Consider the following 21,029-nt stretch of genomic DNA (forward strand, 5'->3'; position numbering starts at 1 on the left):
CCACCCCGCCACCACGTCCGCCCACAGCGAACGGCACGCCCCCTCGGGACCGCCGGTGCGGGCGAACGCACGTTCGGGCGGATTCGCTTCGGAGAGCCCGGTCCGAAGCCGATACCCGACCGTGAGTGTGCACGCGTTCGTGGACGAGTCCCGGCGGAAAGACACGTACTACCTGGTGGCGGCCATCGTCCAGCCGGAAGACCTCAAGCGCCTGCGAACGCAGTTGCGCGGCCTGCTGTTCCCGGGGCAGAGGGAACTGCACTTCTACAAGGAGAAGCAGGCGCGCCGCCGGCTGCTGCTCTCGAGGGTGGTCGAGTTCGGCGCCCGGGTCGACATCTACCGGGCGAGCTGCCGGTGGAGCGAGGAAAGCGCTCGGCAGGAGTGCCTGGCGAGGTTGACGGAAGACCTGCTCGACGTCGGCGGACGCCGGTTGGTCCTGGACAGCCGTGAGGAGCGCGACGCCCACGATGAGTCGACCATCCGCCTCGCCCTGGGCAAGCGCGCTCGCGACACCGGACTCGTCTACGAGCACTTCAACGGCACCGGCGAACCGCTGCTGTGGCTGGCGGACATCGCCGGCTGGTGCCACGGCGCGGGTGGCGATTGGGCGCGGCGGGTGGCGCCCATGGTGGGATCGGTGATCAGGCTCGACTGGCCGTAGACAGCGCGAAGCGCGGCCGCCGACCGTCCGGAGGGGGACCGCGCTCACTTCCTCGGCTTACGGGCCGAAGCTGTGGCCAGATTATCAGAACGGCCATCGGGAACACCGCATCACGATCGGGTGATTCGAGGTGAACATGTGCCGCCCACCACCTGTGAAGATGATGAACACCCTGGTCAGGTAGGCTTTGGCAGTACCGCCAGCCCTCCTAGCTTGGAGCAGCCTGTCGTGGCCCGAGTCGTCGTCGACGTCATGCCGAAGCCCGAAATCCTCGACCCGCAAGGACAGGCGGTGGCCAACGCGCTGCCCCGCCTCGGGTTCGACGGAATCACCAGTGTCCGCCAGGGCAAGCACTTCGAGCTGGAGGTCGCCGACGACGTCGACGACGCCACGCTCGCCAAGATCGCCGAGACGTTCCTCGCCAACCCCGTGATCGAGGACTGGGTCGTGAGGCGGGTGGAGGCATGAGGGTCGGCGTCATCACGTTCCCCGGCACGCTGGACGACGTCGACGCCGAGCGCGCGGTCCGGTACGCGGGCGGGGAGGCGGTCAAGCTCTGGCACGCCGATCACGACCTGAAGGACGTCGACGCGGTGATCGTGCCCGGCGGCTTCTCCTACGGCGACTACCTGCGCTGCGGCGCGATCGCCCGGTTCGCCCCGGTCATGCAGGAGGTCGTCGACGCGGCCCGCAAGGGCATGCCGGTCCTCGGCATCTGCAACGGCTTCCAGATCCTCTGCGAGGCGCACCTGCTGCCCGGCGCGCTCATCCGCAACCACAAGCTGCACTTCGTGTGCCGCGACCAGTGGCTGAAGGTGGAGAACAACTCCACCGCCTGGACGACCCGCTACGACCGGGGCGCCGAGATCCTGGTGCCGCTCAAGTCCGGCGAGGGCGGCTACCAGGCCGACCAGTCCACTGTGGACGAACTGGAGGGCGAGGGCCGGGTGGTGCTGCGCTACGTCGGCGACAACCCGAACGGCTCGCGCAACAACATCGCGGGCATCACCAGCGCCAACGGCCGGGTCGTCGGCCTCATGCCGCACCCGGAGCACGCGATCGACGCGCTCACCGGACCGACCGACGACGGCCTGGGCATGTTCCTCTCCCTCGTCGACTCGGTGGTGAGCGCGTGATGGCCGTCGACACCGTCGAGAACGCGGAGAACACGCCCGACCAGGAGCAGCCCTACAAGGAGCTGGGCCTGAAGGACGACGAGTACGCCCGCATCAAGGACATCCTGGGCCGCCGCCCCACGGACGCCGAGCTGGCCATGTACTCGGTGATGTGGAGCGAGCACTGCTCCTACAAGTCGTCCAAGGTGCACCTGAAGTACTTCAGCGACACGACCACCGACGAGATGCGCGCGAAGATGCTCGCGGGCATCGGCGAGAACGCGGGCGTGGTCGACATCGGCGACGGCTGGGCGATCACGTTCAAGGCCGAGAGCCACAACCACCCGTCCTACGTCGAGCCCTACCAGGGCGCGGCGACGGGCGTCGGCGGCATCGTGCGCGACATCCTGGCGATGGGCGCGCGCCCGCTGGCCGTGATGGACCCGCTGCGGTTCGGCCCGGCCGACGCGCCGGACACCCGGCGCGTGCTGCCCGGGATCGTCGCGGGCGTCGGCGGCTACGGCAACTGCCTCGGCCTGCCGAACATCGGCGGCGAGGTCGTGTTCGACGCGACGTACGCGGGCAACCCGCTGGTCAACGCCCTGTGCGTGGGCGCGATGCGGGTCGAGGACCTGCACCTGGCGCACGCCTCGGGCACCGGCAACAAGGTGGTCCTGTTCGGCGCGCGCACCGGTCTGGACGGCATCGGCGGCGTGTCCGTGCTGGCCAGCGAGACGTTCGACGACACCGCCGGCAAGCGCAAGAAGCTGCCGAGCGTGCAGGTGGGCGACCCGTTCACCGAGAAGGTGCTAATCGAGTGCTGCCTGGAGCTGTTCGCCGAGCGCATCGTCGTCGGCATCCAGGACCTGGGCGGCGCGGGCCTGGCGTGCGCGACGTCGGAGCTGGCCAGCGCCGGTGACGGCGGCATGCGCGTGCACCTGGAGCGGGTGCCGCTGCGCGCGTCGGGCATGACGCCGGCGGAGATCCTGTCCAGCGAGTCGCAGGAGCGCATGTGCGCGGTCGTGCGGCCGGAGGACATGGACGCGTTCATGGCGGTCTGCGCGAAGTGGGACGTCATCGCGACCGAGATCGGCGAGGTCACCGAGGGCGACCGGCTGGTGATCACCTGGCACGACGAGGTCGTGCTGGACGTGCCGCCGCGCACGGTGGCGCACGAGGGCCCGGTGTACGACCGGCCGATCGAGCGGCCCGCGGACCAGGACGAGCTGCAGGCCGACACGCCGGACCGGCTGCCCAGGCCCGCCGACGAGGACCTGCTCGACCTGGTCAAGACCATGGCGGCGTCGCCGAACCTGGCGTCGAAGCGGTGGGTCACCCAGCAGTACGACCGGTACGTGCGCGGCGGCACGGTGCTCGCGCAGCCCGCCGACTCGGGCATGATCCGGATCGACGAGTCGACCAACCGGGGCGTGGCGCTGGCCACGGACTGCAACGGCCGCTACGCCAAGCTGGACCCGTACGCGGGCGCGAAGCTGGCGCTGGCCGAGGCGTACCGGAACGTGGCGACGACGGGCGCGACGCCGGTCGCCGTGACGAACTGCCTGAACTTCGGCTCGCCGGAGGACCCGGCGGTGATGTGGCAGTTCGAGCGGGCCGTGAAGGGCCTCGCGGACGGCTGCGCCGAGCTGGGCATCCCGGTCACCGGCGGCAACGTCAGCTTCTACAACCAGACCGGCGCGACGGCGATCCTGCCGACGCCGGTGGTGGGCGTGCTCGGCGTGATCGACGACGTCCGCCGCCGCACCCCGACCGGGATCGGCGCGGAGGCGGGCGAGACGCTGCTGCTGCTCGGCGAGACGCGGGCGGAGTTCGGCGGCTCGGAGTGGGCGCACGTCGTGCACGGCCACCTGGGCGGCTTGCCGCCGGAGGTGGACCTGGCCCGGGAGAAGCTGCTCGGCGAGGTGCTGGTGGCGGGTTCGCGCGACGGCATGCTGTCCGCCGCGCACGACCTGTCCGACGGCGGCCTGGCGCAGGCGCTGGTGGAGACGTGCCTGATCGGCGAGGTCGGCGCGCGGGTGTTCCTCGAGGGCGACAAGTTCACCGCGCTGTTCAGCGAGTCGGCCGGCCGCGTCCTGGTCGCCGTGCCGCGCACGGAGGAGCTGCGGTTCACCGACATGTGCACCGCGCGCGGCCTGCCGTGGCGCAAGGTCGGCGTGGTCGACCCGGAGTCGGCGGCGCTGGAGGTCCAGGACCTCGGCTCGCTGCCGCTGGACGAGCTGCGCGAGGCGTGGGAGGGCACCCTCCCGGCGCTGTTCGACTGAGCCCGGCGTGGTCGGCCGGGGTGCGCCCGCACCCCGGCCGACCACCCGGCGTCAGCCGTTGGCCAGTGCCTGGAGCCGGTCGTAGGCGCCGTTGAACTGGTTCTGGTCGATGGGCGAGGACGAGTACTGCCAGATCGTGTAGATCGGCCACGCGTAGGGCAGGGTGCCGACGGTGGACGAGTAGCGGGCGACCCACAGCGGGTTGGTGGAGCTGAAGTCGCCGCTCACGCACTGGTTCCACCAGCTGGTGGACGTGTAGATGACCGGCCAGCGGCCGGTGCGGGCGTGGTAGCGGTCGCTGAACGACAGGATCCACGAGGTCATGCCCGCCTTGGACAGCCCGTAGCAGGTCGAGCCGTACGGGTTGTACTCCATGTCGAGCGCGCCGGGCAGGGTCTTGCCGTCCCGGGACCAGCCGCCGCCGTTGTTGACGAAGTAGTCGGCCTGGGTGGCGCCGGCGGACCGGTCCGGCAGCGCGAAGTGGTACGCGCCGCGGATCATGCCGATGTTGTAGGACCCGTTGTACTGCTGCGCGAAGTACGGGTTGCGGTAGCCGGTGCTCTCGGTGGCCTTGACGTAGGCGAACCGCTTGCCCTGGTTCCACCAGTACGCCCAGTCGACGTTGCCCTGGTGGCCGCTGACGTCGATGCCGTACACGACGGCCTGGGCGTTCGGGTCGGTCGGGATGACGATGCGCTGGTCACCGCGCCCTTCGTGCTTGGCGATCTGCGAGCCCATGGCGTGGTCCTCGACCACCGGCGCGGCCTGCGCGGCGCCCGTCAGGCCGAGCACGACCAGGCCGAGGGTGGTCAGCAGTGCGGTGGCGGAGCGTGCGAAGTTGTTCATCGGGGACTCCTCGAGCCATGCAGGGGGTTGACTCGTTGGGCAGTGTGCTGCACGTCTAACCACTAGACCAGGGTTCATGTGAATTAGTCACGAAAACGGAGCAGTGGCACTACCCGAGTGCGACCCCGAGCAACTGCACGTCGTTGTCCCCGAACGGGTTCCGGTCATCCGGTGACAGGACGGCCGAGCGGTGCGGCCGGTGCGCGGGCGGGTGCGGGTCGCCACTGACGCCCCCCGTTCGGTCGTGTGCCGGTGCGTCCGGCGTTGATCGTCCGGCCATCCGCCCGCGCCCGCATCCGCAGGCGTCACCCGTCCAGGCGTCGCAGCTCCTCGTCCGTGAGCCGCAGGTGCACCGCGTCGGCCGAGTCGGCGATGCTCGCCGGTCGCGAGGAGCCCGGGATCGGCACCACCTGAGGCGCCTTCGCGAGCATCCACGCCAGGCACACCTGCTGCGGGCTGACCCCGTGCGCCCGGCCGACCTCGGCGAACGCGGCGAACCGCTCGCCCAGCTCGCCGGCCGCGCTGATGCCGCCGAGCGGGCTCCACGGCAGGAACGCGATGCCCAGCTCGGCGCACAGCTCCAGCTCCGGCTCGCTGGACCGGAACGCGGGCGAGAACTGGTTCTGCACGCTCGCCAGCCGGCCGCCGAGCACGTCGTTGGCCTCCCGGATCTGCGCCGGATCGAAGTTGGAGACGCCCGCGAGCTTGATCTTGCCCTCGTCCAGCAGCTCGGCCAGCGCGCCGACCGACTCGGCGGTCGGCACCGACGGGTCCGGCCGGTGGAACTGGTAGAGGTCGATCGCGTCCACGCCGAGCCGGCGCAGCGACGCCTCGCACGCCGCCTTCAGGTACTCCGGCCGCCCGTCGAGCTCCCAGCCGCCGCCGGGGACCCGGGTGTGGCCGCCCTTGGTGGCCACCATGACGCCGTCGACGCCCTTCAGCGCCTCGGCGATCAGCTCCTCGTTGTGCCCGAAGTCGCTGTCGTCGGCCGAGTACGCGTCGGCCGTGTCGATCAGCGTCACGCCCCTGTCCAGCGCGGTGCGGATGGTCTCGATCGACCGCGCCCGGTCGGGGCGGCCCTCCAGCGACATCGGCATCGCGCCCAGGCCGATGGCGCTGACCTCGACTCCTCCGATTCGGCGGGTCAACATCTGGTAATACCTCCGCTTGTCGTCGTGTGCCTACCCAGCTTGGGCGGTGCTCATTGAGCTGTCCAACAGAAGAAGCTGATGCAATTCAGCAGTACGGGTGATGAATCGTGGAACTCCGCCAGCTCGAGTACTTCGTCGCCGTGGCCGAGGAGTGCCACTTCACCCGGGCCGCCCGGCGCATGCACGTCGCCCAGTCGGGGCTGTCCGCGTCGATCCGCGCGCTGGAGGTCGAACTGGGCGCGCCGCTGTTCGTGCGCAGCACCCGCCAGGTCGAGCTGACCCAGGCCGGCCGCGCGCTGCTGGTCGAGGCGCGGCGCGCGCTGGGCACGATCGACGCGGCGCGGGACGCGGTGGCCGCCGTGCAGGGGCTGCTGCGCGGTGAGCTGGCCGTCGGCAGCATCCAGTGCCTGCACGCCGTGCACCTGCCCGCGGTGCTGGCCCGGTTCCACGAGCTGCACCCCGGCGTCGAGCTGCGGCTGCGCCAGGCGGGTTCCGGCGAGCTGGTCGACCTGGTCCGCGCGGGCCGGCTCGACCTCGCGTTCGTCACGGCCGGCCGCGTCGGCGACGACCTGCGGGTGTCCACGCTGTCCAGCGAGCCGCTGGTGCTGGCGTGCGCGCCCGAGCTGCCGTTCGCCGAGCGCGAGTCGGTGCGGCTGGCGGAGCTGGCCGGTCAGCCGTTCGTCGACTTCAACCCGGACTGGGGCACGCGGGACGAGGTGGACCGCGCGCTGGCCACCGCCGGGGTGGACCGCCGGGTCGCGGTCGAGGTCAACGACGTGCACTCGCTGCTGGACTTCGTCGGCTTCGGCCTCGGCGTCGCCCTGGTGCCGAAGTCGTTCGCGGTCAAGCAGACCCGCGCGCGGTTCGTGGACCTGGTCGACGCGCCGCTGGCGGAGACCGCCGTGGTCACCGCGCCGGCGGTGAGCGCGGCCGCGTCAGTCCTGCTCGACATGGCCCTGGAGGCGGGCGGGCGACTGCCCGTCGCCGGTTAGCCGCCAGCCGGCCGGGTCGTTGCGGAACGCGGTGCCCGGCAGCACCTCCAGCGCGCCGACCTGGTGCTCCGGCGGTGTCGGCGCGACGTGCAGGAAGGTGCCGACCCGCGCGTCGGTGACGTTCAGCTCGCGCTTGAACGTCGTGTCCTGGAACGAGATGCCGCCGTCGAACTTCCCGTCCCGGAAGTTCACCCGACCGTGGAACGTGGCGCCGGAGAACAGCGCGGGCTTGCCGAGCTCGACCTCGGCGAACTGCGTGATCCCGTAGAAGTCGGCCCGGCGGGCGACCAACCGGGCCAGCCGGCGGCCCTCCAGCCGGAAGTGCACGAGCTTCGCCCCGGTCAGGTCCAGGCTGTAGGGGGTCTCGTCCCGGTCCGAGCCCCAGGGCAGCATGTCGGTGATGAGCCGCTGCGCGGTCATCCGCACGGTCATCTCCCGGTCCTCCTCCTCCGTGACGGGCCGCTCGGGCTCGCCGAAGTACGCCTGGTCCGGGTCCTCCGCCTTCGCGCCGAGCGCCGGGTGCGAGAACGGGCGGCGCAGGTAGGCGCACAGCACGCTCAGCACGGTCTGCTTGTACCCCGGCGAGGTCCGGGTCAGCTCGGCCAGCACGTGCATCGCGCCGACCCGGACCTGGTCGGCCTCGTTGCCCAGCAGCTCGACGGCCCGCGCGAACTTCTCGTCGGCGACCTTCTGACCCTCCAGCTCGTGCCGCGCCTCCTCGGTCCGCCGGCGCCGGTCGTTGAGCCACAGCGCGTACAGCGCGACGACCGCGCCGCCCGCCAGCCCGCCGGTCTTGACCGCCTCCGCCTTCGGCTGCTTCGGGTCGACCCACAGCAGGACCGCCGTCGTCGCCACGGTGACCAGCAGCGCGGCCAGCACGCTCGCCGTGAACAGGGCACGTCCTCGCACGTCAGCTCCTGACCAGTCCGACGCCGCCGTCGCGGCGCTCCACCACCCAGCCCTCGGGCAGCGCGTTCTCGTGCTCCAGCGAGACGTGCATGCCGTGCGTGCGCGCCACCGTCGGCCTGGCCAGCTCCAGGTCCACGCCCCCGGCGAACTTCGCGTGCTCGAAGTCGATCGGCTCGGCGAACTCGCAGCCCGCGAACGTCACCGGACCGGTGAACACGACCTCGGCGAACTTGTTCGGCCCGAGGAACCGGGTGGCGCGGTAGTCGGTCGGCTGCGAGCAGCCGAACCGGCTGAACCACGCCTTGGCGTGGAAGACCATGTCGTGCAGGTAGAGCCGGCCCTGGCTCCGGGTGTCGGTGAACCACGCGTTGCCGTGCACGACCGTGTGGTGGAAGGAGTTGGACTCCTGCAGGTGCGCGGCCCGCAGGACCAGGTCGCCGACCTGGCGGTGCGAGACGTCGAAGTACTCCAGGTACGCCCTGGTCAGGTCGAGGTTGTAGTGCGGCGCGCCCTCGACGCCGTCGCGGGGCAGCAGGTCGGCGATCAGCCGCTGCGCGGTGAGCCGGACCTCCAGCTCGCGCTCGTCCCGGACGCCCTCGCCGCCGCGGTCCGCCAGGTGGAACGGCCGCCGCAGGTACGCGCACAGCACGTCCAGCACGGTCTGGGTGTACTCGGCGCGCGACCGCGCCAGCCCGGCCAGGCTGTGCATCGCGCCGACCCGCACCTGCTCCGCGTCGTGACCGAGCAGTTCGACCGATCGGGCGAACCGCTCGTCGGCGACCCGCGACCGGTCGTGCTCGGCCCGCGCGCTCTCCAACTCGTGCCGGGCGTCCTCGATCCGCTGCCGCGCCTCGTCCGTGCGCCGGCGCCGGTCGTTGAGCCACAGCGCGTACAACGCCACCAGCGCGCCGCCCGCCAGCCCGCCGGTCTTGATCGCCTCGTTGCGCGGCACACCGGGGTCGACCACGAACAACCAGCCCGCGACCAGCAGGAACGCCCCGATCGACCCGGTCAGCGTCGGGACCAGCAGGGTGCGCCCGCGCCGCTGCTGGACGACCAGCAGCACGGCCGCGGCCAGCACGACGACCGCGCCCGCGATCCACAGGTGCCTCACAAGGAGGTCATTCTTCCCGGTGATCGGCTCGCGGGGTGACGGATTCGGAACTCCCCGCCGCCCAACGGTGTGCTAACTCACCGGATTGGCCCATGATGTGGGTGTCACCGCAACGGTGGGACACGAGCAAGTTTCCGAGGAGAAGACGGTGGACAGCGTGGAGCGGCCAACCTGGGCGCCGGGCGACATCGACCTGGCCCGCCCGAGCATCGCGCGGGTCTACGACTACTGGCTGGGCGGCGCGCACAACTTCGCCGTCGACCGGGCGGTCGCCGACAAGGTGCTCAACGACGTCCCGGTGATCAAGAGCATCGTGCTCAACCACCGGGCGTTCCTGCGCCGCGCGGTGCGGTTCATGCTCTCGCAGGGCATCCGCCAGTTCCTCGACCTGGGCTCGGGCATCCCGACGGTCGGCAACGTGCACGAGATCGCGCAGGCCGCCGACCCGTCCGCCCGCGTGGTGTACGTCGACATGGACGCCGTCGCGGTCGCGCACAGCCGGGCCATCCTGACCGGCAACGAGCTGGTCAGCGTGCTGCAGACCGACGTGCGCGACGCCGACCAGGTGCTGAAGTCGCCCGAGGTGCGCGACCTGCTGGACTTCGACCGGCCGATCGGCGTGCTGATGATCGCCCTGCTGCACTTCGTGCCCGACTCCGAGGACCCGGGCGGCATCGTGGCCGACTACCGCGACGCGCTCCCCGGCGGCAGCTACCTGGCCATCTCGCACGCGGGCTTCGAGGAGAGCGACTGGAACCCGGCGTGGGACGACGCGCGGCAGGTCTACAACCGCGGGGTCAGCGAGATGAACTTCCGGCCCAAGCGCGCGGTGCAGGCGCTGTTCGACGGGTTCGAGCTGGTCGAGCCGGGTGTGGCGCGGCTGCCGCTGTGGCGGCCGGAGTCGCCCGACGACGTGGACGAGTCCGCCGCGACCATGGTCAGCTTCGGCGGCGTCGGGCGGAAGGGCTGATGAGCGGCCACGGCGCCGGTCGTGCTGTCGACCGCGCGCGGCGACCGGCCGTATCCTCTCGGTTGTGGCGGTAGGCCGGCGGACATGACGGAACAGGTTGACCATCGGGTGGCAGCACCGGGCCGATCGAACCTCGACCCCGCCGTACTGGCCGGGGCCGAGTCGTTCGCCCGGACGTGGGCCACCGCCGTCATCGGCAGCAGCTACGTGCCCATGACGCGGGCCGAGGTCGCCGAACACCTCCAGGCGCTGACCGAGGTCCTGGTGCACGCGCTGCACGCCAGCCCGTTCCGCACCGCTCCCGGCTACGAGATCGGCGCGCGGCTGGTCGAGGCGCACTTCACCGGCACCGACACGCTCGGCCGGACCGTGCAGCTGCTCGGCGACGACCTGCTCGGCGAGCTGGGCATCCAGCCCGACGAGCTGATGCGGTCCCGGCTGGCGGCGCTGCAGGGCGCGCTGGCCGCCGGGTACGCGCGGGCGCTGCGCGAGCGGACCCTGGCCGAGCAGGAGGCGATCCGCGCGGCCGTGCTGGACGCCCGCGACCAGGCCGAAGCCGCGCTGCGCGCGTCCGAGGCGCGGTTCCGGGCGATGTTCACCGAGGCCGCGATCGGCATCGGCATCGCCGACATCGAGGGCCGCATCCTGGACGTGAACCAGGCGTTGCAGGACATGCTCGGGTTCAGCGTCGAGGAGATGCGGCAGTACAACATCCGCGACCTGATGCACCCGGAGGACGGCGGCAGCGTCTGGCGGCTGTACGACCAGCTCACCGCGGGCGAGTGCGACCACTACCGGGCGGAGAAGCGGTTCCGCCGGGCCGACGGCGAGCAGGTGTGGACGCACCTGACGCTGTCGCTGGTGCGCGACGACCACGGCGACCCGCAGTACCAGGTGGCGATGATCGAGGACGTCACCGACCGGCACCTGCTGCAGAACCGGCTGCGCTACCAGGCGCTGCACGACCCGCTGACCGGCCTGCCGAACCGGGCGCTGTTCCTGGAACGCCTCGGCCGGGTGTTCAACAACCGGGCCCGCCACCGCGCCGGCCTGTGCTACCTGGACCTCGACGGGTTCAAGGTGATCAACGACAGCCTCGGCCACGACATCGGCGACCAGCTGCTGGTCGAGGTCGGCAGGCGGCTGGACCTCTCGGTGTCCGGCGCGGGCAAGCTGGTCGCCCGGATGGGTGGCGACGAGTTCGTCATCCTGGTGGAGGGCTCGCAGGACACCCAGGACATCGTCGACGTCGCCGACCGGGTGCTGCGGGAGCTGGAGTCGCCGATCCGGATCGGCGGGCACGAGCTGACCGTGTCGGCGTCGATCGGCATCGTGGAGCGGGCGCTGTCCGGCACCACGGCCGCCGACCTGATGCGCGACGCGGACATCACGCTGTACTGGGCGAAGGCGGACGGCAAGTCGCGCTGGGCGCTGTACAACCCGGAGCGCAACGCCAAGGAGGTCGCCCGGTTCACGCTGTCGGCGACCATGCCGGCGGCGTTGGAGCGCGACGAGTTCTACGTCGACTACCAGCCGCTCGTGCGGCTGGAGGACAGCACCGTGGTCGGGGTCGAGGCGCTGGTGCGCTGGCAGCACCCCGAGTTCGGCCGGCTGGCGCCGGACCGGTTCATCGAGCTGGCCGAGGAGACCGGCCTGATCGTCCCGCTCGGCCGCTGGGTGCTGCGCCGGGCGTGCGAGCAGGCGCGGCGGTGGCTGGAGGAGTTCGGCGACTCCGCGCCGTTCGTGTCGGTGAACCTGGCGGTCCGCCAGTCCCGCGACCCGGAGCTGGTGCGGGACGTGAAGCACATCCTGGACGAGTGCGCCCTGCCGCCGCACCACCTCCAGCTGGAGCTGACCGAGAGCGCCATCATGGGCACCGCCGACGAGCCGCTGGAGGCGTTGCGGGCCCTGTCCGACATGGGCGTGCGGATCGCGATCGACGACTTCGGCACCGGCTACTCGAACCTCGCCTACCTCAAGCACCTGCCGGTGCACGAGCTGAAGATCGCGGGCTCGTTCATGGAGGGGCTGCGGGCGGCGGACGAGGAGGACGCGGTGGACGCCCAGATCGTGTCCACCCTGGTCCAGCTGGCGCACGCGTTGCAGCTCGGCGTCACCGCCGAGGGCGTGGAGACGCCGGCGCAGGCCAAGCGGCTGCACCGGATCGGCTGCGACACCGGCCAGGGCTGGTTCTTCGCCAAGCCGATGAAGCCGGAGGAGATCGACGAGCTGCTGCGCCGGTGAGCGGGTTCGCGGATCAGGCCAGGTCGACGACCACCTTCACGTCGTCCTCCTCCTTCTCCAGCGCGTCCATGAACCGGTCCAGCGGCACGCGGCGGGTGAGCAGGCCGTCCAGCCACGGCCTGCTGGCCTCGGACAGGGCCTCGGCGGCCGCGACGTAGTCCAGCAGGCCCGCGTTCACCGTGCCGACGACCGACTTGTTCCCCATCACCATCCCGTCGAACACGCCCGGGTCCAGCGGCACGGGGTCGTGGTCGCCGGAGATGCCCGCCAGCACCGTGACCGACGCCCGGCGCGCGCACTCCCAGATCACGGGTGCGACGCCGGTGCACTCGACGGCCACGTCCACCTCGGCGGTGACCCCGGCCAGGTCCGGGTGGTAGGTCGCCCCCAGCGCGGTCACCAGGTCCGGCTTCGGGCCCCTGGTGACGCGGTCGACCACGTGCACCTCCAAGCCGCGCTGCACGCCCAGCAGCGCCGCCAGCAGGCCGATCGGCCCGGCGCCGGTGACCAGCACCGACCGCACCGGCAGGTGCGCCCGCTCGGCCGCCGCCGAGACCTGCGCCCACGCCTTGGCCACCACCGACGCGGGCTCGGTCAGCACGCCCGCGTCACCCAGCGTCGGGTCGAGCTTCACCGCGAACTTCGGCGGCACGGTCCAGCGCTGCATGCCGTACCCGTCGAGCTCCTTGATGCCGCGCTCGGTGTACTTGCCGTTGCGGCAGAAGTCCCACGCGTCCACCGCGCACGCCGGACACGGCTCGGGGTCCGGCCTGCGCACCACGCCGGCGACCAGGTCGCCCTCGTAGAACCCCGAGTCCTCGGGCGCGCTGAGCACCCGGCCCAGCGACTCGTGGAACGGCACGATGTGGTCCCGACCGGGCGGCAGCGAGCCGAAGCCGTCGCGGATGATCTCCAGGTCGGTGCCGCACAGGCCGGCCACCAGGCCCTGGACCACCAGCTCGCCGGGCGCCTCGACGACCTCGCGGTCCACCACGCGCGACGCCGACGGGTCGCCGGGGACGACCTCCGCCGCCCTCACCGCGCACCGCCGCGGTCGCGCTCGTCGCGGGTGTGGCCGCCGAACAGCACCGCCGCGCTGTTGACCAGCGCCAGGTGGCTGAACGCCTGCGGGAAGTTGCCGCACATCCGACCGGTCCGCGCGTCGTACTCCTCGGCCATCAGCCCCACGTCGTTGCACAGGTCGACCAGCCGGTCGTACATCGCCAGCGCCTCCTCCCGCCGCCCGGCCAGCGCCAGCGCGTCGACGAACCAGAACGAGCACGCCAGGAAGCTGCCCTCGACACCGGCCAGGCCGTCCACTTCGGACTCGCCGTGCCCGGTCTCGTACCGGTCGACCAGGTCGCCCCGCTTGAGCACCCGGGAGACCGCGTCCAGCGTGCCCAGCACGCGCGGGTCGTCGCCGGGCAGGAAGCCGACGGCCGGGATCAGCAACGTGGCCGCGTCCAGCTCGGTGCCGCCGTAGTACTGGGTGAACGTGCCCAGGGACGCGTTCCAGCCCTTCTCCAGCACCTCCTCGCGCACGGTCTCCCGCAGCTCGCGCCACCGCTCGACCGGTCCGGGCAGGTCGAACTCCTCCACCGCCCGCACCGCCCGGTCGAACGCCACCCACAGCATCACCCGGGAGTGGGTGAAGTGCCGGTCCGGCCCGCGCACCTCCCACAGCCCCTTGTCCGGCTGCTCCCACACCTTCTCCAGGTGCCGCAGCATCCCGCGCTGCATCGCCCACGAGTCCGGGGTCTCGCCGAGCCCGCGCTCCCGCGCCAGGTGCAGCGCGTCCATGACCTCGCCGTACACGTCGAGCTGCAACTGCCGGTAGGCCGCGTTGCCGACCCGCACCGGCCGCGCGCCCCGGTAGCCGGGCAGCCAGTCGACCTCCCACTCGACCAGGTGCCGCTCGCCGCCGATGCCGTACATGATCTGCAGGTCGGCGGGGTCGCCCGCGACGGCGCGCAGCAGCCACTTGCGCCACGCCACCGCCTCGTCGACGCAGCCGAAGTTGTCCAGGGCCAGCAGCGTGAACGTGGCGTCGCGCAGCCAGCAGTACCGGTAGTCCCAGTTGCGCGTGCCGCCGAACGTCTCCGGCAGCGACGTCGTCGGCGCGGCCACGATCCCGCCGGTCGGCGCGTACGACAGGCCCTTCAACGTGATCAGCGACCGGCGCACGACGTCCGCGTGCGGCCCGTCGTACCCGATCCTGGACGACCAGGCGAGCCAGAACGCCTCGGCCCGCGCCACCTCGCCCAGCGCGTCCACCGGCGCGGGCGGCTCGTCCGGCGAGTAGGCGAACTCCATCACCCACGTCAGCCGCTCGCCCGCGGAGACGGTGAACTCCGCCTCGTGCGCGCGTTGGCCGTGCACCCGGTACGGCAGCCGGTCGCCGTACAGCGCGACGGCGGACGGCCCGGCGAGCGCGACGATGCACTCCTGCCCGTCCCGCTCACCGCGCCGCACCCACGGCACCGAGTCGGCGTAGGCGAACCGCAGCACCCACCGCAGCGACATCTCGACCTGCCCCGACACGCCCTCCAGCACCCGCACCACGCGCGTGTCGGCGTCCCAGTCGTCCTCCTCGGGCGGCATCGTGTCGATCAGCCGCACCACGCCGTCGACGGTCTCGAACTCCGTCTCCAGCACCAGGCTGCCGTCCCGGTAGGACCGGCGGACCGACACCACCTCGCCGGTCGGCGCGATCCGCCAGTGCCCGTCGTCCTCGGTGCCGAGCAGCCGGGAGAAGCAGGACGGCGAGTCGAACCGCGGCATGCACAGCCAGTCGATCGACCCGTCCCGCCCCACCAGTGCCGCCGTCCTCAGGTCCGACAGCAGCGCGTAGTCCTCGATCCGTCCAGGTCCCGTGTCTCCCACACCGCCGACCCTACGTACCCGCGTTTGACCGCGCGCGTCGTTGCGCACCCAACAGGCATGACCTCCTTAGTCGCGGTGCTGCTGGCGAGCGCGTTGACCGTCCCCGGTCCCCCCGTCACGTACGCACCGGCGGACAAGCAGGGGTTCGGCACGGCCCGCCAGGCGACGAGCCCGGTCTGGTTCACCCTCGGCCGCACCGGCCTCACCGAGGTCTTCTACCCGGACCTGAGCACGCCGGCGACCCGTGACCTGCGGTTGGTCGTCGACGGCCGCACCGCCGAGGGCCGCACCGAGCCGGTCGGCAGGCTGCGCTACCGGCAGGAGTTCCGGGGCGACGGCTGGCGCGCCGACATCACCTACACCACCGACCCGGCGCGGCCGACCGTGCTGGCCGACGTGCGGCTGCGCGCCGAACGGCCGGTGGACGTGCAGGTGGTGTTCGACCCGAACCTGTCCCGGGACGGCGACGACGACTCGGCCGTGGACCACCCCGGGGCGCTGCTGGCCCAGGACGCGCGGTCGGCGAGCGCCCTGGTGGCCGACGAGCCGATCACGGGGCGCGGCTCCACGGAGGGCAACGTCGTCCAGACCGGCGCGCTGGGCCTGGACGGCGTGCGCGACCGGAGCGCCACGCTGGCGATCGGCTTCGGCGGCCGGGCCGAGGAGGCGCTGACCACGGCGAGGACGTCCCTGGTCGAGGGCTTCCCGCGGCACGCCCGCCGCTACGACCAGGGCTGGGACCAGTACCTGAAGGGCCTGGAACGGCCGAGGAGCGCCGACCGGGACCTGTACGACACGTCGATGATGGTGATGGCGGCGACCGAGGACAAGCGCCACCCCGGCGCGTTCATCGCCTCGCCGAGCTTCCCGTGGGCGTTCGGCTTCGACCGCACGATCGCGCCGGAGTTCGGCTCGTACGCCCTGGTCTGGCCGCGCGACCAGTACCAGGTGGCGAGCGCGATGCTGGCGGCCGGCGACCGCGCGGCGGCGGAGCGCGCGCTGGACTTCATGCTCGACGTGCAGCAGCAGCCCGACGGCCACCTGCCGCAGAACACCAGGGTGGACGGCGAGCCGTACTGGACCAACGTGCAGCAGGACGAGCAGGCCGCGCCGATGCTGCTGGCCTGGCTGCTCGGCCGCGCCGACAAGTCCACAGTGGACTCGCTGGTCGCGGCCGCCGAGTTCATGATCGCCCAGCCGGGCGCGCCGGCCACCGAGCAGGAGCGGTGGGAGAACCAGGGCGGCTACTCGCCGGGCACGATCGCCGCCGAGATCGCCGGCCTGGTGTGCCTGGCAGACCTGCTCCAGCGGTCCGGCGACCCGCGGGCCGCGAAGTACCTCGCCATCGCCGACGAGTGGGAGGGCGGGCTGGAGGGCTGGACCGCCACGAGCACCGGCCCGTTCTCGCCCGACCCGTACTACCTGCGGCTCACCAAGGACGGCCGGCCCGACGCCGGCACCACCTACAACCCCGGCGACAACCACCCCACTGCGATCGACCAGCGCGCGGCCGTCGACCCGAGCTTCCTGGAGCTGGTGCGGCTCGGCGTCCGGTCGCACGACGACCCGGTCGTGCGCAACACCGTGCGCGTCGTGGACGAGCAGCTGGGCGTGGGCCGGTTCTGGCACCGCTACAACGGCGACGGCTACGGCGAGCGCGCGGACGGCGGCCCGTGGAACATCGGCCACGGCCGCACCTACGGCAGGCTCTGGCCGATCTTCGCCGGCGAGCGCGGCGAGTACGAGCTGCTGGCGGGCGACACCGCCGCCGCCCGCCGCCGGCTGGCCGACATCGCCTCCACCGCGAACGAGGGCCGGATGCTGCCCGAGCAGGTCTGGAACGGCCGCGGCACCACGTCGGCGACGCCGCTGGCCTGGACGCACGCCCAGTACGTGCGGCTGGCGCAGTCGATCGACGCGGGCCGGCCGGTGGAGCTGCCCACCGTGGTGGCCTGCCGCTACACCGGCTGCTGACCGGCCCGGTCGCGTTGGCCGCAACGCCCCTTGAGGGCGACGTCCATCCGATACGTTGGTCCACATGCGCCGTGCCGTGCCGCTCCTCGCCGCCCTGGCCCTGCTCGCGGGCTGCTCGCAGTCCACGGACGGGTCCGCGAACCCGGGCGGGACGGCCACGACCACCACCACGGCATCGGCCGGGCCGACCTCGACCTCCGCGCCGGCCGACCGGCCGAAGGCGATCGACATCTCGGGCCTGGAGCCCTGCGGCCTGCTGACCGACGCCCAGCGCGCCGAGTTCGGCCTGGACCGGCCGCCGCAGCAGGACGACGCGCCGGGCAAGCCGGGGTGCAGCATGAGCCGCGAGGACCGCGAGCACTCCATCGCGATCTACCTCGACAGCACCCGGGGCGTCGAGGCGTACACCGAGCCGCCCCGGCCCGGTTCGACGGCGTTGCAGGTCGGCGGCTTCCCGGCGGTGATGGTCGAGTCGACCAACTCGCTCGGCCTCGCCTGCGCGATCCACGTCGACGTCTCGGACGGGCAGTCGGCCGACGTGCAGGCGTACAGCCTCGGCGACACGGACGTGCCGACGCTCTGCCGACTCGTCCAGCCGGTCGCGGGCGCCGTCGTGGCCAACCTCATGAACGGGTGAAGGCGAGCACGACTACTTTCTTCGCACTGGGAACCGCTCACCCGCGTCACGCATCAGAGCTAGAGTCGTCCCGAATGCACACGCTGGGGTTTGTGCAGCACTGAGGAGGGGTGTGCCGTGTTCATCGCGGATGGTGGTGGCGGGGGTTCGACGCCTGCGACGCTTCCCGACTACGCCGGGGCACAGCGGAAGCTGAGCATCGAGCCGTCGGCGATCCCGGCCGCGCGCAAGGTGTTCTCGGACGCGCTGGACCAGCTCCAGGCCAAGCTGGAGCGGGCCATGGCCGAGCTGGAGGCGAAGCCCTGGGCGGGTGACCCGGTGAGCAACGAGACCGCCGAGCGGTTCAACCAGGACACGTTCGAGGCGGGTGACTCGGCCGGCCTGACGGCCATCAAGGCCTACCGCGACCAGCTCAAGGGCGTGGTCGACCAGCTCACCGCCATCGAGGCCGACTACCGGCGCGTCGAAGGCGACAACACCGCGTCCTGGGGACGCATCAACAACGGCTGACCTGCTGACCTACGCACCCGAGGGGGGCGAGCACGATGGGTGACCACCGCTGGCGCGGGTATGCCCACCCCGATCTCCACCGCATGATCAACGAGGGACCGGGCGTCGCCGCGTCCCGGCCGCTCGAGGACTCCTGGAAGGCGCTGTCCGAATCCCTCGGCGACATCGACACCTCGATCCGGGAGGGCCTGGGCAGGCTCGGCGCGAGCTGGGAGGGCGAGACCGCGGACACGACGGTCGCCTCGCTGTCGCCGCTCTCCGCCTGGGCGTCGGACGCCCAGCAGGGTTCGAGCACGATGGAGACCTCCGCCCAGTTGCAGGCGGACTACATCTCGACCGCGCGCAAGGAGATGCCCGAGCCGGTGCCGGTGACCACCGAGGCGCCCTCGCTCGGCGACAAGATCGTCGGCGGGCTGACCGGTCCCATCGGCATGATGCACGTCATCCAGCAGCAGCAGGACCACGAGCGGCAGGAAGCGGCGCAGGACAACGCCGAGGCCAAGGCCGTCGAGGTGATGAACAACTACCAGTCCAGCAGCGAGTGGAACGCCGACACGCTGGGCAAGTTCGTCCCGCCGCCGAAGGTCGTCATCGACACCCCGCCCCCGGCGGGCGCGGGTGAGTTCAACAGCACCAGCGCGAACTACACGTCGACGTCGACGTGGACGCCGCCGAGCGACAGCGGCGGCAGCACGCGGCCGTCGTGGGCGCCGCCGCCGACCGGCACGCCGGTGCCGCAGGTGACCACGCTGCCCGGCACGACCGGTGGCAACACCAACCCGTCGTGGGCGCCGCCGCCGACCGGCACGCCCACGCCGACCCCGCCGACGTTCACGCCGCCGGTGAACCAGCCGACGCCGGTCCGGCCGCCCATCGGCGTGCCGCCGCTGCCGCCGGGCTGGACCCGGCCGCAGCCCCCGGGCAACGGTCAGCCGGTCCCGCCGAAGACCGGTCCCGGCGGTCCGGGCGCGCAGCGCCCGAACGTGCCGACGGGGCGCGCGCCCGGCATGCCGGGGATGCCCGGTGGCCCGGGTGGTCCCGGTGGTCCCGGCAACCCCGCCAACGTGCGTCCGGGGATGCCCGGCATGCCCGGCGCGGGCGGCGTGCCCGGTTCCGGCCTGCCCGGCTCCGGCCTGCCCGGTGGCAACAACCCGGCCGGCCTGGCCGGTCGTGGCGGCGTCCCCGGCGCCGGTGGCTTCGGCCCCGGCGCGGGTGGTCCGGGCGCCGCGGGTCGTCCGGGCGCGCCCGGCGCGGGAATGGCCGGCGGTGCGGCGGGAGCGCACGGCGGCGACGGCGAGGACGACATCGAGCACAAGGCAGCCGACTACCTGGTCGAGACGAACGACGTGTTCGGCGACGACCGGCTCGTCGCGCCGCCGGTGATCGGGGAAATGCCCTAGCAAGCGGGATCCTCCGGTGCACGGGCCCGCGTCGACTCGGCGCGGGCCCGTGCCCGGTGTTTCAGGGACGGGGATGTCGGTGACGTATTTCGGGGGGCCCGCCGAGCGGGAGCCGATCGAGCTCTCCGCCGAGGAGTTCGACGTGCTCTGGGAGCGCCTGGACCTCGGCCAGATGCCGCTGGTGATCAAGGTGCCCTCGCCGGGCCGGACCCACCAGGAGCGCGCCGAGCTGGAGCGGCGCGTCTGGCACGGCATCGGGGCGCGCGGCCTCGGCGGCCCCACCGGGCTGCACCCGGAGCTGGACCACCTGCTGCGGCTGTTCAACCGGCCCGAGCGCGAGGTCGACGGCCGGGTGTGGCTGGGCAAGAGCGTGCGGGTGCTGGCCGTGGCCAACGGCGACGACGGCGCGGTGGCGACGTTGACCGACGGCCGGCTCACCTTCCGGCGCGCGGCGGGCAGCGGCCTGGCGTCGGCGGTGCTGGCCGCGCTGCCCGCGCACCCAACGGGCAGCGGGCACTCGGTGACCATGCCGAGCGCCGACCTGGAGGCCGCGGTCAAGCGGTCCGACGGCTCGCCCAAGAGCCTGGAGAACTCGCTGCGCGAGCACGGCGTCCGGCAGGAGGACGCGGTCGCGCTGGTGAAGATGTTCACCGGGCTCGTGCACACCGGCAACTTCGGCGCCGCCGCCAGGGACAAGTACGGCAAGCGCTGCCGACCGGACCGGGTGGTCGCGTTCTTCGACACCGAGGACGGCCGCTACCTGCAGCAACGGCGGGCGTCGGGCGGTTCGGCGCCGTGGAGCACGTTCAGCCCGACCGATTCGCGGCGACTCGCGCACCAGGTGGAGGAACTGCTCGCCGAAGCGGTGCGCGCCGCCCGGCTCTGACCGGCGGTCCGTTGTGGACGGTCCCGGCGGGGCGGTCCCGGCGGTGGCCGCGCGGGCGGCGTTAACCTGGGCGCGTGCCGTCCAAGCCCGTTGACCCCCACGAGGTGCGCGCCGCGGTCGAGGCCGTGCTGCCCTGGCTGACCGGCGCCGCCGAGCAGCCCGAGCGCCCGCAGCTCGCCGCCGCGGTGCGGCTGAGCCTGAGGACGCTGGAGCAGGTCGCGCCGGGCCGCAGCGTCGAGGTGCGCGTCCCGCCGTTCGCCGCCGTCCAGTGCGTGGCCGGGCCCCGGCACACCCGCGGCACGCCGCCCAACGTGGTCGAGACCGACCCGCGGACGTGGCTGGAACTGGCCGTCGGCCGGCTGGGCTGGGCGGCGGCGGTGGACGGCGGCAGGGTCACCGCGTCCGGCAGCAGGGCCGATCTCTCAACCCTGCTCCCGGTGCTGCGGTTCTAGCTA

The 21,029-nt window shown here is 72.5% G+C and carries 19 protein-coding genes; 13 read left to right on the forward strand and 6 right to left on the reverse strand.

From position 1 onward, the window contains the following. The first annotated feature begins 121 nt into the window (after positions 1–121). The 4 genes from AB0F89_RS08470 to purL all read left to right on the forward strand — a co-directional run bounded on the left by AB0F89_RS08470 (position 122) and on the right by purL (position 4,058). Positions 122–661 (forward strand): hypothetical protein, encoded by a 540-nt coding sequence (locus AB0F89_RS08470; protein WP_367134271.1) that lies wholly within the window; start codon positions 122–124, stop codon positions 659–661. Positions 662–889: 228 nt separating this feature from the next. Further along, complete coding sequence (purS, locus tag AB0F89_RS08475; RefSeq protein WP_033428368.1) at positions 890–1,129, forward strand: phosphoribosylformylglycinamidine synthase subunit PurS; 240 nt, start codon at positions 890–892, stop codon at positions 1,127–1,129. Next, positions 1,126–1,797 (forward strand): phosphoribosylformylglycinamidine synthase subunit PurQ, encoded by a 672-nt coding sequence (gene purQ, locus AB0F89_RS08480; protein ID WP_367134273.1) that lies wholly within the window; start codon positions 1,126–1,128, stop codon positions 1,795–1,797. Before purS ends, purQ begins: the two co-directional genes overlap by 4 nt. Next, positions 1,797–4,058 carry a phosphoribosylformylglycinamidine synthase subunit PurL gene (gene purL, locus AB0F89_RS08485; protein WP_367134275.1) on the forward strand — a complete coding sequence of 754 codons (2,262 nt, stop codon included), beginning with the start codon at positions 1,797–1,799 and terminating at the stop codon, positions 4,056–4,058. Before purQ ends, purL begins: the two co-directional genes overlap by 1 nt. Before the next feature lie 51 nt (positions 4,059–4,109). Here purL and AB0F89_RS08490 read toward each other — a convergent pair whose 3' ends face one another. Continuing rightward, positions 4,110–4,796, reverse strand: coding sequence for a lysozyme (locus AB0F89_RS08490; protein ID WP_367138782.1), 687 nt, complete (start codon positions 4,794–4,796; stop codon positions 4,110–4,112). Positions 4,797–5,209: 413 nt separating this feature from the next. After that, on the reverse strand, positions 5,210–6,055 hold the full coding sequence (locus AB0F89_RS08495; RefSeq protein ID WP_367134277.1) for an aldo/keto reductase: 846 nt from the start codon (positions 6,053–6,055) through the stop codon (positions 5,210–5,212). 107 nt (positions 6,056–6,162) lie between these two features. On the opposite strand from AB0F89_RS08495, the gene AB0F89_RS08500 reads away from it, so the two are divergent. Beyond that, positions 6,163–7,047, forward strand: a complete 885-nt coding sequence (locus AB0F89_RS08500) for a LysR family transcriptional regulator (protein WP_367134279.1) — start codon at positions 6,163–6,165, stop codon at positions 7,045–7,047. On the opposite strand, the gene AB0F89_RS08505 is transcribed toward AB0F89_RS08500, so the two are convergent. After that, the gene (locus AB0F89_RS08505; RefSeq protein ID WP_367134281.1) at positions 6,991–7,956 is read right to left on the reverse strand and encodes a pentapeptide repeat-containing protein; all 966 of its coding nucleotides are present in this window, start codon (positions 7,954–7,956) and stop codon (positions 6,991–6,993) included. The genes AB0F89_RS08500 and AB0F89_RS08505 overlap by 57 nt on opposite strands. Position 7,957: 1 nt before the next feature. Continuing rightward, positions 7,958–9,070 carry a pentapeptide repeat-containing protein gene (locus tag AB0F89_RS08510; RefSeq protein WP_367134283.1) on the reverse strand — a complete coding sequence of 371 codons (1,113 nt, stop codon included), beginning with the start codon at positions 9,068–9,070 and terminating at the stop codon, positions 7,958–7,960. Between the two features lie 148 nt (positions 9,071–9,218). On the opposite strand from AB0F89_RS08510, the gene AB0F89_RS08515 reads away from it, so the two are divergent. Further along, positions 9,219–10,040 (forward strand): SAM-dependent methyltransferase, encoded by an 822-nt coding sequence (locus AB0F89_RS08515; RefSeq protein WP_367134285.1) that lies wholly within the window; start codon positions 9,219–9,221, stop codon positions 10,038–10,040. An 84-nt stretch (positions 10,041–10,124) separates the two neighbouring features. Then, positions 10,125–12,284 carry a putative bifunctional diguanylate cyclase/phosphodiesterase gene (locus AB0F89_RS08520; RefSeq protein ID WP_367134287.1) on the forward strand — a complete coding sequence of 720 codons (2,160 nt, stop codon included), beginning with the start codon at positions 10,125–10,127 and terminating at the stop codon, positions 12,282–12,284. A 13-nt stretch (positions 12,285–12,297) separates the two neighbouring features. Here AB0F89_RS08520 and AB0F89_RS08525 read toward each other — a convergent pair whose 3' ends face one another. Then, on the reverse strand, positions 12,298–13,323 hold the full coding sequence (locus AB0F89_RS08525) for an alcohol dehydrogenase catalytic domain-containing protein (protein ID WP_367134289.1): 1,026 nt from the start codon (positions 13,321–13,323) through the stop codon (positions 12,298–12,300). Next, positions 13,320–15,167, reverse strand: a complete 1,848-nt coding sequence (locus AB0F89_RS08530; protein WP_367134291.1) for a glycoside hydrolase family 15 protein — start codon at positions 15,165–15,167, stop codon at positions 13,320–13,322. Before AB0F89_RS08530 ends, AB0F89_RS08525 begins: the two co-directional genes overlap by 4 nt. 57 nt (positions 15,168–15,224) lie before the next feature. On the opposite strand from AB0F89_RS08530, the gene AB0F89_RS08535 reads away from it, so the two are divergent. The 6 genes from AB0F89_RS08535 (at position 15,225) to AB0F89_RS08560 (ending at position 21,026) form a co-directional block, all read left to right on the forward strand. Then, the gene (locus AB0F89_RS08535) at positions 15,225–17,141 is read left to right on the forward strand and encodes a glycoside hydrolase family 15 protein (protein ID WP_367134293.1); all 1,917 of its coding nucleotides are present in this window, start codon (positions 15,225–15,227) and stop codon (positions 17,139–17,141) included. 64 nt (positions 17,142–17,205) lie between these two features. Further along, entirely contained in the window at positions 17,206–17,778 is a 573-nt protein-coding gene (locus AB0F89_RS08540; protein ID WP_367134295.1) for a DUF3558 domain-containing protein, read from the forward strand. 117 nt (positions 17,779–17,895) lie between these two features. Then, a complete protein-coding gene (locus AB0F89_RS08545; protein ID WP_367134297.1) occupies positions 17,896–18,288 on the forward strand; it encodes a transcriptional regulator in 393 nt (130 codons plus the stop codon). 83 nt (positions 18,289–18,371) lie between these two features. Continuing rightward, complete coding sequence (locus tag AB0F89_RS08550; protein WP_367134299.1) at positions 18,372–19,688, forward strand: PPE domain-containing protein; 1,317 nt, start codon at positions 18,372–18,374, stop codon at positions 19,686–19,688. Between the two features lie 73 nt (positions 19,689–19,761). Continuing rightward, the gene (locus tag AB0F89_RS08555; RefSeq protein WP_367134301.1) at positions 19,762–20,574 is read left to right on the forward strand and encodes an ESX secretion-associated protein EspG; all 813 of its coding nucleotides are present in this window, start codon (positions 19,762–19,764) and stop codon (positions 20,572–20,574) included. 74 nt (positions 20,575–20,648) lie between these two features. Beyond that, on the forward strand, positions 20,649–21,026 hold the full coding sequence (locus AB0F89_RS08560; protein ID WP_367134303.1) for a sterol carrier family protein: 378 nt from the start codon (positions 20,649–20,651) through the stop codon (positions 21,024–21,026). The last annotated feature ends 3 nt before the right edge of the window (positions 21,027–21,029 follow it).

Source organism: Saccharothrix sp. HUAS TT1 (genome assembly GCF_040744945.1).
Lineage (GTDB): Bacteria > Actinomycetota > Actinomycetes > Mycobacteriales > Pseudonocardiaceae > Actinosynnema.